General features: G+C 63.1%; 13 protein-coding genes. 7 read left to right on the forward strand and 6 right to left on the reverse strand.

The features are described 5' to 3' along the window. Positions 1–14: 14 nt before the first annotated feature. The 3 genes from OJ996_RS08800 (at position 15) to OJ996_RS08810 (ending at position 2445) form a co-directional block, all read left to right on the forward strand. Complete coding sequence (locus OJ996_RS08800; protein WP_264513176.1) at positions 15–278, forward strand: Precorrin-3B methylase; 264 nt, start codon at positions 15–17, stop codon at positions 276–278. A gap of 73 nt (positions 279–351) precedes the next feature. Beyond that, on the forward strand, positions 352–1119 hold the full coding sequence (locus tag OJ996_RS08805) for an NIPSNAP family protein (protein ID WP_264513177.1): 768 nt from the start codon (positions 352–354) through the stop codon (positions 1117–1119). Between the two features lie 3 nt (positions 1120–1122). Further along, positions 1123–2445 (forward strand): AAA family ATPase, encoded by a 1323-nt coding sequence (locus tag OJ996_RS08810; protein WP_264513178.1) that lies wholly within the window; start codon positions 1123–1125, stop codon positions 2443–2445. Here OJ996_RS08810 and OJ996_RS08815 read toward each other — a convergent pair. Further along, complete coding sequence (locus OJ996_RS08815; RefSeq protein ID WP_264513179.1) at positions 2442–3602, reverse strand: alpha/beta hydrolase family protein; 1161 nt, start codon at positions 3600–3602, stop codon at positions 2442–2444. The genes OJ996_RS08810 and OJ996_RS08815 overlap by 4 nt on opposite strands. A gap of 111 nt (positions 3603–3713) precedes the next feature. Here OJ996_RS08815 and moaA point away from each other — a divergent pair, with 111 nt between their 5' ends. Then, positions 3714–4697 carry a GTP 3',8-cyclase MoaA gene (moaA, locus tag OJ996_RS08820; RefSeq protein ID WP_425605557.1) on the forward strand — a complete coding sequence of 328 codons (984 nt, stop codon included), beginning with the start codon at positions 3714–3716 and terminating at the stop codon, positions 4695–4697. A 7-nt stretch (positions 4698–4704) separates the two neighbouring features. Here moaA and OJ996_RS08825 read toward each other — a convergent pair whose 3' ends face one another. The 5 genes from OJ996_RS08825 to OJ996_RS08845 all read right to left on the reverse strand — a co-directional run bounded on the left by OJ996_RS08825 (position 4705) and on the right by OJ996_RS08845 (position 10080). Beyond that, the gene (locus OJ996_RS08825) at positions 4705–4962 is read right to left on the reverse strand and encodes a hypothetical protein (protein ID WP_264513181.1); all 258 of its coding nucleotides are present in this window, start codon (positions 4960–4962) and stop codon (positions 4705–4707) included. Positions 4963–5041: 79 nt separating this feature from the next. Beyond that, positions 5042–6304, reverse strand: coding sequence for a glycosyltransferase (locus tag OJ996_RS08830; RefSeq protein ID WP_264513182.1), 1263 nt, complete (start codon positions 6302–6304; stop codon positions 5042–5044). Further along, on the reverse strand, positions 6301–7671 hold the full coding sequence (locus OJ996_RS08835) for a hypothetical protein (protein ID WP_264513183.1): 1371 nt from the start codon (positions 7669–7671) through the stop codon (positions 6301–6303). The genes OJ996_RS08830 and OJ996_RS08835 overlap by 4 nt, the downstream gene beginning before the upstream one ends. Further along, positions 7668–8846, reverse strand: coding sequence for a glycosyltransferase (locus OJ996_RS08840; protein ID WP_264513184.1), 1179 nt, complete (start codon positions 8844–8846; stop codon positions 7668–7670). Before OJ996_RS08840 ends, OJ996_RS08835 begins: the two co-directional genes overlap by 4 nt. A gap of 31 nt (positions 8847–8877) precedes the next feature. Next, on the reverse strand, positions 8878–10080 hold the full coding sequence (locus tag OJ996_RS08845; RefSeq protein ID WP_264513185.1) for a glycosyltransferase family 4 protein: 1203 nt from the start codon (positions 10078–10080) through the stop codon (positions 8878–8880). Positions 10081–10274: 194 nt separating this feature from the next. Between OJ996_RS08845 and OJ996_RS08850 the strand changes: the two genes are divergently transcribed. The 3 genes from OJ996_RS08850 to OJ996_RS08860 all read left to right on the forward strand — a co-directional run bounded on the left by OJ996_RS08850 (position 10275) and on the right by OJ996_RS08860 (position 15660). Beyond that, entirely contained in the window at positions 10275–11222 is a 948-nt protein-coding gene (locus tag OJ996_RS08850; RefSeq protein ID WP_264513186.1) for a sensor histidine kinase, read from the forward strand. Continuing rightward, positions 11219–11848: a response regulator gene (locus OJ996_RS08855; protein WP_264513187.1), complete on the forward strand. Its 630-nt coding sequence runs from the start codon at positions 11219–11221 to the stop codon at positions 11846–11848. The genes OJ996_RS08850 and OJ996_RS08855 overlap by 4 nt, the downstream gene beginning before the upstream one ends. A gap of 170 nt (positions 11849–12018) precedes the next feature. Beyond that, positions 12019–15660 (forward strand): S8 family serine peptidase, encoded by a 3642-nt coding sequence (locus OJ996_RS08860; RefSeq protein WP_264513188.1) that lies wholly within the window; start codon positions 12019–12021, stop codon positions 15658–15660. The last annotated feature ends 29 nt before the right edge of the window (positions 15661–15689 follow it).

The following is a 15689-nucleotide window of genomic DNA, read 5'->3' on the forward strand; positions in this document are numbered from 1 at the left end:
AGGGAAGGGGTCGGATGCCTCCGAAGAAGAAAGCCAATGCCAAGCCGCTGGTCGGTTCCGCCTTGATCAAGGAGGTGAACCGCCGCATCCGCTTGGCGCGAAGCCTCTGGGACGCCCACCGGAATGCCGCCTGCCGCGGTGAGCGGGAGAAGGCCATCGCGCTCTACGAAACCCTGACCAAGGAAGAGCGGGAGAAGGTGCCGCAGGAGCTGCGGGTCTGGCTGCGCTATCGCAGCGAGAAGTATTTCGGCGAAGGGCGAACGCCGCCCGGTGGCTAGTCTTATCCGCTTGATCCTCAGTTGCCGGTGTTTCCCGTTTGCGTCCTCCGGGGGCTTGGTGAATGCTCGCCACATGTTCAAAGCCCTCGCCGTCTGCCTTGCCACGCTTGCGATGACCTTCGCCGCGAAAGCCCAGGAGAAGCAGCGCTTCTACGAGCTGCGGACCTATCATGCGGAGCCCGGCAAACTCGACGCGCTGCTGTCACGTTTTCGCGATCACACCTGCAAGCTCTTCGAGAAACACGGCATGACGAATGTCGGCTACTGGTTGCCGGTGGATAATCCGGACAATCTCCTGGTCTATCTTCTCGCCTACCCGAATCAGCCGGCACGGGATGCCTCGTGGAAGGCCTTCGGCGAGGACGAGGAGTGGAAGAAGGTGGTCGCCGCCTCGGAAGCGAATGGCAAGCTGGTGGGCAAGATCGATTCGACCTTCTTGCTTCCCACCGCCTTCTCGCTGGGCTTCCCCGTCACTCCGAAGGATCAGGCCAATCGGCTGTTCGAGATGCGCACCTACACGGCCACTCCCGGCAATCTCGATGCCCTTCACAAGCGCTTCCAGGATCATACCCAGAATCTCTTCCGGAAGCACGGGATCACGAATCTGGGCTACTACCGCATGGTCCCGGGACAGGAAGGCGCGGAGAACACCTTGATCTACTTCCTCGCCCACAAGGATGCGGTGTCTGCCAGCGCTTCGTGGACTGCCTTCCGCGCCGATCCGGTCTGGGTAACGGCGAAGAATGCCTCGCAGGAAGCGGCGGGCGGTTCGCTCACCGTGCTGCCGGACGGGGTGAAGTCGGTGTTCCTCAAGCCCGTGGACTTCTCACCCGTGAAGTGAGTCATGGGTAAGAAGAAGAACAAAGCGCCGCCGGTCCTCTTGCAGAGGCTCGGCGATCATTTCGGCACCGACCCGGGGGCGCTGCCTTTGGTCGAGCGCAGCTTCGCCAAATACGACCGGCCGAACCTGCATCAGGCGATCATGGAGATCGCCGGCGCCGGAGTGGAGTTGCTCGGCGTGATCCCTCGCAACGACTACGAGCCGGTCACTTTGGCCCGGATCGTCCGTCAGGCGAGCGCCAAGAACATGGATCTCGGTCCCGTCCAGCACGTGGATGAGACCCTGCCGGGCAACCGGCGCATGGCCTGCGTGAAGCGAGGCCTCTTTCTCTTCCGCTATCGCGATATGCCCGTCGCCATTATGCAGGATGAGGAGCGTTTCACCTCCTCGCCCCGCTTGACCATTGAGGTGATGGCCGGTGAGAGCGCCGCGGCCGAAGAGCTCCTCCGCCGGATCGAAAAGGAAACCCTGCAGGGCAAGGCATTCCGCGGCGGTGTGATTTCGCTGAAAGGCGATTGCCACCGCGGCTTCGCGGTGCAGTTCCATCAGCTCCCCGCCTTGGCGCGGGAGGAAGTGATTCTTCCCGAGGATCTGCTCCAGCGTCTTGAACGCCACACGGTGGACTTCAGCCGTCAGTCCGGGCGCTTGAAGGCGGCCGGGCGGCACCTGAAGCGCGGCATCCTTCTTCACGGACCGCCCGGAACCGGCAAAACCTACTCGGCGATGCACCTCGCCTCGCGCATGCCGGAGCGCACCGTGTTCCTGCTCACCGGAGCGGATATCGGCATGATCGAGCAAGCGGTGGCGATGGCCCGCATTCTCGATCCCGCCACTTTGATCTTGGAGGATGTCGATCTCATCGGCACGCGGCGCGAGAACCAGATGGTCGGGGCGAATGCCGTGCTCTTCGAGTTGCTCAACCAGATGGACGGCTTGGCCGAGGATGCCGACCTGCTCTTCATCCTCACCACCAATCGACCCGACGTGCTCGAACCCGCGCTTGCGGCGCGCCCGGGGCGGATCGATCAGGCGATCGAGATTCCTCCGCCGGACGAAGATTGCCGGCGTCGCCTGATCGCGCTCTATGGCAAGGGCTTGGTCTTGGAGCTGGAGGAGCTCGATGACCTCGTGCGCCGGATCGAGGGCGTAAGCGCCGCCTTCATCCGCGAACTGCTGCGGAAGGCCGCGGTGCATGCCGCCTTGGAAGAGGACGGCGAGATCGTGGTGAGGGATCGTCACCTCGCGGCGGCCTTGGCCGAGCTGATGGTAGCGGGAGGCCCCCTGACCATGAGCCTGCTCGGAGCCTCGGTGGCATCGGAGGACTAGCGCTTCCAGTGCCGGTCGGCGAAGTCCATGAAAAGGCCCCAGTCCTCGGCCGTGAGGTCGTGCTTGCCGGGGCGGATGTGGTAGCCGATCCGTCCTTCGTGGAGATGCCCGCCCACCTCCGGCATGGTCTCGCCTGTTAGACCGGGCAGGTCGAAGATCCGATAGGCCGGAGTGGCATGGACGCAGGCGAGGAACTCTCCCTCCGGATCCGCCCAATCGTCCTCCGCGGCGCTGGCGACGTACGTGAGTCGCGGTGCCAGCAGTCCGATCAACTGGTGCTGATCCACGGGCAGCTCGGCTTCCTTGCCGTCGTAGCGCTTGTAGTTTTCGCAGAACCAGTGCGGGAAACTCTTGTTGATGTCTGCAATGGTCTCGCCGTGGATGCGCCGGCTCAGTGCGGCACCGGTGCAGCCGGATTCATTCGAGATGGTCAGGCCCACGCGTTCGTCCTGAGCTCCGCACCAGAGGGCGGCCTTGCCACCGCGGGAATGACCGACCACCGCGATTCTCTCCGGATCAATGCCCGGGCTCTCCCGAAGCACGCTGACGATGCGGCTCGCGCCCCATGACCAGGCCGCGATGGTCCCCCAAGAGTCGGGCTTGCGCTTGCCTCGGTCGAAGATCGCATGCACCCCGTCCTTGAAGCCCTCCGCCTTGTCGGGATCGACATCGGCGATGTGGAAGATCGCGGTGCCATAGCCACGCTTGGCGATTGCCTCGGCAGGCCAAAAGCCTTGGGCAGTTCCGAGATCGGCGAGCACCGGCGAGCGGTTGTTGATGAGCAGGAAAAAGGGCACCGGCTTTTCCGCGGAGGCGGGCAAGACGATCCTGACCTTGATCCGTCCTTCGCCTCCCGGACCAGTGAAGCGGTAATCGCCGTCCGATACTTTGAGCCCGCTTGGGGCATCGTGGAGGGCGGTGATCTTCCACTCCGCCAGCGACGGATCTTGGAGCGGACTACGCCCGTAGACATGTTCCCGGAAGAGATCGAGGGTGCGAGGCCGCACCTTCTCCCGCCACTCTGCGGCATTCTCGGCCTTCCGACCGCTCTCGTCCGCCAGGATCTCGGGTAGCTCCAGTTTCTCCTCGGCCCTCATCGCGGGAGCCGTGGAGAGCATGGCGATGAGCGGCAGCAGCCTGAAGGAATCGATCCTCATCCCTAGTCCTACGCGCAGCTTACAAGGGGCTTTCAGGAAGCGGGTGAGAGGATTTCATTTTTCCGTCGGGCGGATCGGGTCCATGCTCTGCACGTGGCGCTGCCGGTGGACATGTTGGGACGGGGAATGCGGGATCTGCGGATCTCGCTCACCGACCGCTGCAATTTCCGCTGCCGCTACTGCATGCCGGTGGAGGTTTTCGGCCCCGGCTATCGCTTCTTGCCGCGGGAGGACCTGCTGAGCTTCGAGGAGATCTTGCGCCTCACCCGCCTGCTGGTGCCGCTGGGGGTCGAGAAGGTCCGGCTTACCGGCGGTGAACCGCTGCTGCGGAATGGAATCGAGGATCTGATCGCGATGCTGGCCGCCATTGAAGGAGTGAAGGACATCGCCCTCACCACGAATGGCGTCTTGCTTGCCCACCACGCGGAGGCTCTGGCCTTGGCGGGCCTGAGCCGGGTGACCGTGAGCCTGGATGCCCTCGATCCGGCGATCTTTGCGCGGATGAACGGCGTCGGGGCAAAGGTCGAGCGCGTGCTGGCGGGCATCAATGCCGCCCAAACCTACGGCCTGAAGGTGAAAGTGAATTCCGTGATCCAGCGCGGAGTGAACGAAACCGAAATCCTCCCGCTGGCCCGCTGGGCGAAGGAGCATCACATCGACCTGCGCTATATCGAATACATGGATGTGGGCGAGACCAACGGCTGGAAGCTGGATGAAGTCGTTTCCGCCGCGGAACTGCTGGAGATTCTTTCCACCGAGTTCGAGTTGCAGGGCCGCGATCCCGCCTATCGGGGGGAAGTGGCCCTTCATTGGTCGCATGCAGATGGAGCTTGCGAGGTGGGCGTGATCGCCTCCGTCACCAAGCCCTTCTGCCGGGATTGCCAGCGCCTGCGCCTCTCCGCGGATGGCAAGCTCTTCACCTGTCTCTTCGCGGCAAATGGGCACGACGTGCGTGGATTGTTGCGGGGCGGGGCAGGGGATGAGACCCTGCGGGCCGCGATTACCGGCCTCTGGAGCGTGCGACAGGACCGCTACTCGGAGGAGCGGGGCATCATTGCCCGTCCGAAGGCTGAGATGAGTTACCTCGGCGGTTGAGCAGTGCTCAGCGGGCTAAATGCCCGTGGAGCTCCAGCAGCGTTTGTCCCTGTATCAGGGTTTCCTTACCCACCTCGCGCTCGAGCTGGAGCATTCCCGCGACATTGTAGACCCGGATCACGCCGCCATCCCGTCGGGCGGAGAAGGCCGCATATTCCATCGCGGCATTGGCGTTGCGGAACCACAGATCGGCATGACGGCCGAGCGAATCGGTCAGGCCCACTCCGGGACCATTTTCAAAAGGGCGAATGTCGTAAGTGCTCACGAGTTCAAATGAACACTATTCGGGCGATTTGTCAAACCGAGTCCTTCGGATATCCGTAGTTCCGGGAATGCGAGCGTCTTCAGGCGCGCTGCAGCAACTCACCGAGAATGCTATCCAAGCGCGCCAGTCCGTGGTCCTCCCGGAAGCGCAGGTGGTCGGAAATCAAGGGCTCTCCTCGCCAATCTTTCCCGCCGAGGATCCGCTCGATGGCCTCCAGCGCCTTTACGGAATCTCCCTCCGGAATGGTCAGGCCCGTCCGGTAGCCCTCGATCCGGTGGCCGATGCATTCGCCGCGGGTGGCGATGCACGGGATGTCGAAACAGGCCGCCTTGCCCAAGGCCCCGCTGCTACCCTCGAATCCTTCGTAAGCCGCCCACGCGACATCGAAGGTGGAGAAGATCGAATTGAAATCCGCCTCTTCCGGAATGCGCCCGGCCTTAGGATCGAAGTGCAGGTTATCGATTTCTCCCGACTGGATTCGCCGGGCTGTTAGGTCGATGAGTTCTTGTTCCTCCGGGCTGTATTCCGGCCGTTCGAAGCGACCGGCACAAACGAAGAACCAAGGCAGCTTCATCTCGCGCGCTTTCTCGGCGACCCGTAGCAGGTTCAACATGCCCTTGCGGCGCTCCAAGCCGATCAATCCGATGATCTTGCGTCCTGCCGCCTTGCGTCGGATTTCTTCCGCAAGCACGTAAGGCCTCGCGGGCAGGGTGGCATCGGTGACATCGGGGAAACCCTCCACGGACTGCCGGGTGTAGTCCTTCATCGGCGAGATGAAGCGCTCGTCGAGCACGCCGATCCCCCGGCAGAGCGGGCTGCGGATCAGGGCATCGCCCTTCGCCAGCATGCGCAGTGATTTCTTGGGAGAGGGCGCTTCACCGTGATGATGATTGCGCAGGTAGAGTCCGCTCCAAGGGCGGTCGATCGTAAGATGAGGGACCGCGGGGAAGGGGAGAAAGCGGAGGTAGCTATCCAGATAAGGGAAGAACACGAGGTCGGCCTTGCGCCCGACCTTTTGCTCCGCCTCGAAGAGCGTGTCCGCACAGCGCTTCCAGCGCTGGTAGGTACGCATCGGGTCGCCCTCGAAGCGACCGCGGAACCAACTGCGCTTGCCCGCCGGCAGGAAGTGGGTGCTCACCCTCCGCTCGAATTCCGCGGCCCCGGCTTCCGTGGCGGCACGGGCTCCGCTCAGCGCTTCCGCCGGATTCGGGCAGAGGCCTATCACGAAGGCTCCCAACCGCAGGAAGGCCGCGGTGAACTGGGAGAAATACATCGGATGATGGCCGACCCAGAGCGGATCGACCAAGGCGACGGTCTTCGGCGGCGGGGAGTCGGAGATCATGAAAGGGTGGGCCGCAGGCGGGCGTGGATCCAGGAGGCGCGCACGAGGAAAGATTGGGAGAGACCCGCCATCACGCCGAAAATCATCGAAGCGAGTCGTTCGTCGAAGGGATTGGAGGTCAGGGTCTCGCTTAGCAGGCAGCATGCCGCGATGAAGGGCAGGAAAGCCAGCCACTGATCCGGCCCGGGATCGGAGGCATTCGCCCGTGCGGCACCCAGCGAAGCGGCCATCACCCCGCCGATCAACGTCACGTGCGCCAGTAACCCGATCACCCCGCCGGAGAAGAGCGAGTAGGTCCAGGTCGAATGACCGGCGAACCATACATCATCACCGATCTCCTCATCCGGCGGATAGACCAGATGGATCGCCGGCATGTACTTCGGGTGCCAGTAGTAGGAGGCGCCGATGCCCCGGCCATGCAGGTAGTGGACCGGTTCGCGGTTCAGGATCTCGAAGATCCCGTCCGCCTCCGCGCGGCGCGTCAGATAGGAGATGTCCTCGGTCGTATTCCGATCGGAGGCGTGGTGGAAGAGCCGCTCGTTCCAGCGCTCGATCAGCAGCGGCTCGACCAGTGCTGCCAGCACGATGCCGCCGATGGCCAGCGCGGCGGCGGCCCCGACCGGCATGAGGCGCATCGGCAAATCGGCCGGGCGGAAGATCCCCCAGCGCGTGCCTAGCAGGAAGCAAAGCCCGCTCGCGAGGGCGGAGGCCATCACCGGGAAAAGCAGCGACCGCGTGATGGTGACGAAGATGCCGATGAAGAGCACGCCGGTGGCCACTAGCAGGGTCCAGTGGAAGCGCTTCCGCAGCAGCAGGGCGCAGCCGATCCATGCGGCGATCCAGTTGTTGGCCGAACTCTGGACCTCCACCCGCGCGGTTTCCAAGGTCACCTCCTTGAAAACGAAACCGTGGAAGATCCGCCAGATCACGTTGATGCAGGCGGCGGTGAACACCGGCGCGACGATGCGCGAGGCCTTCACTCCCACGCAGCCCGCGATGTGCGCGTTCATCATCGCGGCCAGACAGAGACAAAGCGGCAGGATGATCCGGATCGCCCGGCCCGGTGCGACTCCTTGAAGCAGGGCATTCGATGCCATGAAGGCGAGGAAGCATCCCCAGAAAAGGATGAACCATGCACCCGGCCTTACTAACAGGTGACGCCAGCCGAGGAAGAGGATGCCGGCGGTGGAGAAGATCGCCAGAGCCAGGAAGATCAACTGGTCGAAGCCCGCGCCGCCCGTAGCCTCGCGCGCTTGCGAGGCGCGGTAGTCGAAGGCGAAGGACATCATGAAGACCCACAGGAGCTTCTCCACCCACGGCGCGGCCGCGGTGGCGGGAACTTCCACGGGATCATGGCGCTCGCTCATGGTCGCAGGGCTTGCGGATTCTCCAAGGCCCGCGCGAGTGTGACGCCGCGGTCCTCCCAGTGGAAGGCGGAGCGACAGTTTTCGAGCGCCTTGCCGGCGGCATGGTTCAGGAAGGCGAGATCGTCGATCTTGGCCGCCACTGCTTCTGCCAGGCTCTCCGGATCCGGTGCGGCGATCGCCTCGCTGCGCGGATCGACCGGAACACCGCTGAGGGCCGCCTCCACCGATGCCAGAGGCAGACCGCGGAAGATGTAGTCGAGCGCCTTCAGCTTGAAGCCGCCGCCGAGCGCTTCGGGGATCAGGCCGATGCGGGCTTGATCGAGGAAAGGTGTTACCGAAGGCACGTTCGCTTGGAAGCTCGCCCAAGGATACTGCCTGGCGAGCGCCGTGAACCAAGCCGGATCCGCCTTGCCCACCACTTGGAAGCCGATCTTCGCGGCTTGGAACGGTTCCGCCGCAGCCTGCAAAAAGGCCTCAAGGTTGCGACGTTTCGCCAGCCACTCGAAGGCCCCGGCCAGCACCACCTGCCGCGGAGTCTCCGCGGTGATCGGGCGTGGCGGACCTTGCGGGATCTCACCGCCGTAGCCCGGCTTCAGGACGAAGATCGGCACCCCGGGGGCATCCAGAGCGAAGGCATCGGCATCGCGCGGAGTGATCGCGGAGATCAGGTTGGCGCGGCGAGCCAGCGCTCCCTCCATCCGGCCATATTTCCAAGAGTCCCACTTCAGGGCCATGCGCATCGGCAGGGAACCGCCACGGTCACCGGCCACCTGCTTGCGCACGGAGGCCTCGTGATTGTGCGCGAGGTACATCACCTTTTGCTCCGGTCCTAACAGATCGAGCGCCCACGCGCAGGCGGCTTGGTCGATGATGATCCAGTCCCATGTTTCTGGGAGAAGCCGTGCGAGCACCTCGCGTTGCAGCGGATTGCCGAGGCGGTAGGCATCGCCGGGCAGCTTCGCAGGCAGGCTCTTCAGGCGCCCGGAGGGAATCGTGCCGTGCAGCTCCCAACGGAGCTCCGGTCCGCCTTCGGTCGGCTTGGCCGCCTTGTGCGCCAGCACCGTCAGCTCGATCCCGGGTTGGGCCGCGAGCGAGCGCAGCAGTCCGAGCGTGTAGATCAGCTCGCCGCTATCCGCAGGGCGCGGGTCTTGCCGGGTGATCCAGAGGCAACGCATGGCGGGTGGGGCGACGACTCTACCGCGCGGCTCAAGGCTTGGCTGTTAGAATCTTCTCGAAGGTGCTGGCCGTCTTCTCGATCGGGAAGGTGGCCTCGGCATAGGCCCGGGCCTTCGCTCCGAACTCGGCACACTCCTCGGGAGATGCCTGCAGGAAGGACGCGGCGGCCAGAAAGCCTTCCATGTCCTTCGGTGCCACGGTGATACCCGCGCCGTGTTCCCGGGTGATCCGGGCGGCCAGGTTCTCCTTCGGCACAGCCAGAAGGAGCGGCCGCGCGGCGCAGAGATAGCTGAGGGTCTTGGATGGCACCGAGAACACACCCGCTTCCTCCTCCAGGATGCCGACCAGAACATCGCCCGAGGCAAGCACGGAGGGCAGTTCCGCGAAGGGCTGATAGGGCAGGATCTTCATGTTGCTGAGTCCGGCTGTGGCGGATTCCCGCTTCAGCCACTCCGCCCCGATCCCTTCCGAGACAATCACGACTTCCACCTCCGGCTGATTGCTGAAGCGCTTTGCCAACTCCAGCAGCATGGCCGGATTGTGCTTCATGCCGATGGTACCGGAGTAGAGGAACACGAACTTGTCCTGCAGACCATGACGGCGGGACCACTCGTTGTCCTTCGGCAGGGCGGGAAGTTCCTCAATCACCGCCCAGTTCGGCACCACTGAGACACGGTCGGGACTCACTCCGAATTCATCCGCCAGGATCGGGGTGAAATCTTCCGTGATCGTGACGATGCCGCTGCTGCGGCGGAACTGCCGGGAATCCAGCAAGCGGTACCAAGCGCCGATGAAGCCTCCCGCGACCGGGATCTTCCGTCGCAGGAGTTTGTCCACGGCCAGGCTGTAGAAATCCTGCACCCAATAGTAGAAGCGGCCGCCGCTCTCCACGGTGGCGCGGGTGATGGGTTCTTGAGTCTCGGTCGGCGTATTGCCGGAAAGTACGGCATCCGGCTTCCATGCCCGCACGAATTCGGCGGCGGCTTGGCCGTAACGGATCTCCATGTTTCGGCGGCGGCGGAAGGAATATTTGTAGCGCGGATACTCCGGATCCATCGGGATCTCCCTGAATTCCAGCGTCGCCGCATCTCCGGGATTGCGCCGGAGATCCCCGCGAGGGGTTTGCAGGCTGCCGGCGAAGGCATGCACCACCTCATGGCCGCGGGCTGCAAGAGCCCTGCTCAGCGAGGTCGGAAAGGCATGGCCGGCGTAGTCGTGGACCAGAATTTTCATGGGGGGAGGTGCACGGGGGTGCGGGCGGATCTTATGAAATCGTGGAACAGCGTCAACGGAGGGGCTTCACGCGATCGCGGGGGTACCCCGGTTCCCGAAAATCCGTCCTTCAAACCTCTCGCACCCTCACCCGGCACTGCCTATGCTAGAGGAGAGTGAAGAAAAGGCTTCCGCCCCCACCTCCATCCTCCCTCATGCCGTCCGATCCCCCCGGAACCCTCTGGCCCCACGTGATGCCCCGCCCCGAGGTGCGGATCGTGCTCGCGTACGTGGTGCTCGCGAGCGTCTGGGTGATCGGCTCGGACCGGCTCTTGCAGAGCGTGATGCCCGATAGCCCGGTTTCCCTCCAATCGCTAAAGGGGATCAACTTCGTCATCACCACCTCGGTACTGCTCTATTTTGTCCTGCGCCGGGCCTACCGTGGCTGGCGCGAGGCCGAGCGCCAGCAATGGGAGCTGATGTCCGAAGTGAGCGAGACCTTCCGCAATTTGTCGGCCCGGGTCGAGACTCTGCGCGAAGCCGACCGCACCCGGATCTCCCGCGAACTTCACGATCAGCTCGGGCAAGCGCTGACCGGCCTGAAGATGGATCTCCGCTGGGTGGAGGGTCGTTTGGAACTGCGGGACGACCGCGCCTTCAATCCGCTTACCGACCGCTTGGTGGAAGCTCAAGAGCAGGTGGACCTCCTGATCGGGACCGTGCAGCGAATCGCCACCGATCTCCGACCGGATGTGCTCGATGATCTGGGTCTGGCCGAAGCGCTCACCGAGGAAGGGGACCGCTTCACCCTCCGGAGCGGGATTCCCTGCCGGATCGAAGTCGGGGAATTGCCGGAGGATTTACCGCCGGAGTTGGGCACGGCGGCTTTCCGGATCTTTCAGGAAGCCTTGGCCAATGTATCCCGCCACGCGAATGCTTCCGAGGTGAAGGTGAAATGTCAGCTCGGCGCGGATTTGCTCGAGATGGAGATTTCGGACAATGGCAAGGGAATGCCGGCCGGTGTGGACCGGGATCCTCACTCCTTGGGGCTGCTCGGCATGCGCGAGCGCGCCGAGTTGCTTGCCGGCAAGGTGATCTTTACCACCGGGGATTCCGGGGGTACTTGTGTGGTGGCGAAACTCCCTTGGGGGAAGATCCCATGAGAATCCTCATCGCCGATGACCACGAACTGATCCGCCGCGGACTGCGGGGGCTCCTGCTTGATCATTTGCCGGGAGCGGAGATCGTGGATGCGGGCGACGCCCGCGAGGCCATGGCATTGATCGAGAGCGCCCCCTTCGATCTTGCCTTGGTGGATATCAATATGCCGGGGCGGAGCGGCTTGGAACTCCTGCGGGATCTCCGCCGCCTGTTTCCCTCCATGCCGGTGCTGGTGGTCAGTGCCCATACCGAGGAGGACTTCGCGTTGAGGGCGCTGAAGCTGGGCGCTGCGGGCTATGTTTCCAAACAAAGTGCGTCCGACCTTCTCGTTGCCGCGGTGAAGCGGGTGCTGGCAGGAGGCCGTTATGTGAGCTCCGCGGTGGCGGAGAGGCTGGCGAAAGCCGCGGCGGAAGGCTGGACCGGCACCCCACATGAGAACCTGTCACATCGCGAAATGCAGGTCCTCCAACTTATCGCGAAGGGTAGCTCGATCAAAGAAATCGCCTCGGATCTGGCGCTGAGTGAAAAGACGATCGCGACTTATCGTAGCCGTATCTCCGAGAAGCTCGGTCTCTCGACCAATGTCGAGCTGACCCGGTATGCAATGCAGAACCACTTGGTGGAGTAGGGCGGAGCGCTCCGCAGAAACCGGGTAGTAGTCGGTGAAAATACGATGAAAATTATGTTATATCTTTGGAATGGACGCTGAGCGTCGTATCGTTCTCGCTGTCTCCCGTGCAACCCGGCTTCTTCGGCCGGGTTGTTTTTGCCCTACCTTCCTAAGCCCTTTACACCTCCATGTCCCGCCCCGGTCGCAGGATCATTGTCGGATCCTCTATTCTCTCGTGTGCCCTCGTGGGCGCAGTCTGGCTCAATCGCAGTGAAGAACCCGCGGCGGTAGAGCCGTCGCAAGCCAGTCCTTCAGCACCCCGTGAAGCTGCGGCACCGCAGGCACCGGGCGAAGTCGAGACGGCAGCTGCTGCCATCGCCCCCGAATCCGTGGCCCGGGCAGTGGTGCCACCCGTTCCTGCTCCCGTCCTCACGACCGAGGATCGCGGCACGACGCGGACTTTCGAGATCGCGCTCGATGAAGCGGTGCTGCGCGCGCCGGATGGCAAGGACGTCACCGTGCGTCTTGATCCGCCTGCGACCTTGGAGACCCTGCGCTCGCGCCTGATGGAGATCGAAGGCGAGGTGCTTCCGGTCTGTTACGAGCCGGGCCTTCCTCATGAGGAAATCCATCGCCGTCTGATCACCCGTGACATCACGGTGAAGCTCCCTTCCCCGGATGCCGATCCGGTCCTGCCCGTCGGAGTGGTGTTGAAAGAGAAGCCCGACTACGCGCCGGGCTATGCGGTCGTTTCCGCGGAGGACTCCTTCGCCGCGCTTGCAGCGCTTGATTCCCTGCGCGGTGCGACGAACGTGGAGGAGGCGGAAATCCAGCTCGCCTCCCTGCGCCAGAAGCGCGCCATGCCGAACGACCCGATGATCGGCCAGCAGTGGCATCTCAAATACCAAGGACAAGCAGGGGCCATTATCGGCACCGACGTGAACGTGGAAGGTGCTTGGAACTATGGTGGTGCCGGTGGCGTGAAGGGGAGCGGCATCCGCGTCGGCGTCATCGATGACGGCGTGGATCTCAACCATGCGGACCTCGTGGCCAATCTTGATACCGTCAACGACTGGGACTGGAACGGGAACGACAACAACCCCTCCGCGCAATCGGGCACGATTGGTGGTGTTCCCTATAGCGACGACCACGGGACTTCATGTGCGGGTAATGTGGGTGCCCGCGGCGACAACGGGGTCGGCGTGTCGGGGACTGCTCCTTTGTCAACTCTGGTGGCAATGCGTTTGATATCGGCAGCCACCACCGACTCCCAGGAGGCCGCGGCGATGGCCCACAAGAACGATTTGATCCACATCAAGTCCAACAGTTGGGGGCCCTCCGACTTCGGCTTCACTTTGGAAGGTCCGGGTCCCTTGACCCGTCAGGCATTCGCCACTGCCGCTACGAGCGGTCGCGGTGGCCTAGGTACTATTTTCACATGGGCCGGTGGGAATGGCTTGGACTATGGAGATTACTCCAATTTCGACGGCTACGCCAATGACCTTCACACGATCGCGGTCGGTGCAATCAACAGTCAGGGAGATCAGTCTTGGTACAGCGAATCCGGAGCCAACCTTCTGGTAGTAGCTCCTTCAAATGGCGACAGCGGCGCGGGCGAACTGGGCATCACCACCGTCGACCGCACTGCGACCCAAGGCTACAACTCGGCAACCTCTGCCAACGGTGGCGATTACACGAACACCTTCGGGGGCACTTCCTCCGCTACCCCGACCGTTTCGGGCATTATCGCCCTGATGTTGGAGAAGAAGCCCGGCTTGGGCTGGCGGGACGTGAAAGAGATCCTGATCCGCAGCTCCGCAAAGTTCAATCCAACCGACGGCGGCTGGGTCGACAATGCGGCCGGATTCCATTTCAACCACAAATACGGCGCGGGACTCGTGGATGCGACCGCAGCCGTCAACATGTCCGCCACATGGACCAATTTGCCTCCGGCGACATCCAAGAGTTTGGCTCAAAACGGCCTCTCGATCGCCATTCCGGATAACAATGCCACGGGTGTGACCCGCAGCTTCACCTTTACCGGAGCTGAATTGCGCGTGGAGCAAGTGCAGGTATCCCTGACGGCTACCCACCAATACCGCGGGGATCTGGAAGTCATCCTCACCTCACCTCAGGGAACTTCCAGCCGCATGGCGCAGAGCCGCGTCGAGGACTATGGTACCTCATTCTCCGGGTGGAACTTCTCCACCCCACGTCACTGGGGTGAAACTTCGACCGGAACCTGGACGGTGAGGGTGGCCGACCGGGCCGCCGTCGACACCGGAACCTTGACCGGCCTCTCCGTGCGAATGACCGGCGTGGTGATCAACGAGGCCCCGACGATCACGGCCGCTTCCCTGACTCCGGCTGCACAGGCCTATACAAACCAAGCCGTGAGCGTGACCGGCATCGCCGCGACCGATCCGGAGAGCGGCACCCTGAGCTATGACTATCTCTGGGAATCCTCGGCCGATTCCCAAACGTGGACCTCCACCGGCATCACCACCGCCACTCTGGAGGCGGGAGCCGTGCCGTCGGGTAGGTTGGTGCGCTGCCAAGTCACGGTCCGGGATGCCACTGTCACCGGCAATACGATCACTACCCCGGCGGTGAATCTCCTGCAGATCCCGGTCACTCAAGTCCAAGCCGGAAGCGCCTACAGCTACGACAGCGATCTTGTCTTGCGCAACGCCAGCGCCTCGGCTGTGCGGGACGCGATCGTGAACGAGTTCTGCCAAGGCACCGCTGCCAACATGGAGTGGGTCGAGATCCTCACCATCAATCACCGCTCTTTCCGGAATTGGTCTCTCGAAGACCGGGATGGAAATCTTCTCGTCTTCAACGATTCCGCGGTATGGGACAATATCCCTGCCGGTACTCTGATCCTGATCTATCAAGGTTTTCCGGATAGCGGGGTTCCAGCTTGGCCTGCGAACGATACCAATCCCGCGGATGGGACGATGGTGATCTCTGCCGCAAACTCAACCTACTTCTCAGGTGCTTGGCCTGCCTACGTAGACACCGGCGATTTCGTGAAGCTGAACAAGGAAGGCCAGACTTACGTGGCGGGCTTCTCCTTCGGGACTTCCACGGGTGGCGATATTCATCTCACCGCGGTGGCTGCCGACCAAGCCGCAGCCTATCGTGGCGGTAACGAACCCGACACCGCTATCCTGAATCGCTGGCAGGTGGCCACGGGGCGCACCCCTCTCCAGCAAAATTCCACGTCGAACTCCAACTTCATCACGGCACTGCGTTCTGGATCACTTTCCTCGCCCTCGCAGTTCCGCCTCGGAGCGACTTCGCAGACCCCGGCTGGGCTCACCATCGATTCGACCACGGGCGTATTGTCGGGAACCCTGACAGCTCCGGTTGGCAATTATGCCTTGGTGATCGAGCGCTTCAATGCGAACGGCGAGGTCGTTTCGCAAACCTTCACGCTCGCCATTTCCAACCTGATCGGTTACGAAAGCTGGATCGCTGGCTTCTCCGGGCTGGCCCTTACGGGTGAGTCCGACGACCCGGATGGTGACGGCATGGCAAACTTGCTCGAATATTACTTCGGCAGCCAGCCCGGAACTCCGGATGCGCTCGAGGCCTTGCCGGCAATCGCCAAGCAAGGGAACGATTTGACCCTGACCTGGTGGCACCTGAAGTCCGCCACGGATCCGGTGGCGGCTCCCCAATGGTCGGACAACCTGGCGAGCTGGAATAACACCGGATTCACCATCCAGACACTGGATGAAACGACGGAGAAGGAGCAGCTCCGCGCGACTCTGACCGTCGGAGCGGGGCATGACCGACGCTTCCTGCGCTTGAAGGTGGAGTGATTCTAAGTGAGGGCCTCCCCTAGGGGAGG

Origin of the sequence: Luteolibacter rhizosphaerae (assembly GCF_025950095.1) — a bacterium.
In the GTDB taxonomy this organism is placed as follows: domain Bacteria; phylum Verrucomicrobiota; class Verrucomicrobiia; order Verrucomicrobiales; family Akkermansiaceae; genus Haloferula; species Haloferula rhizosphaerae.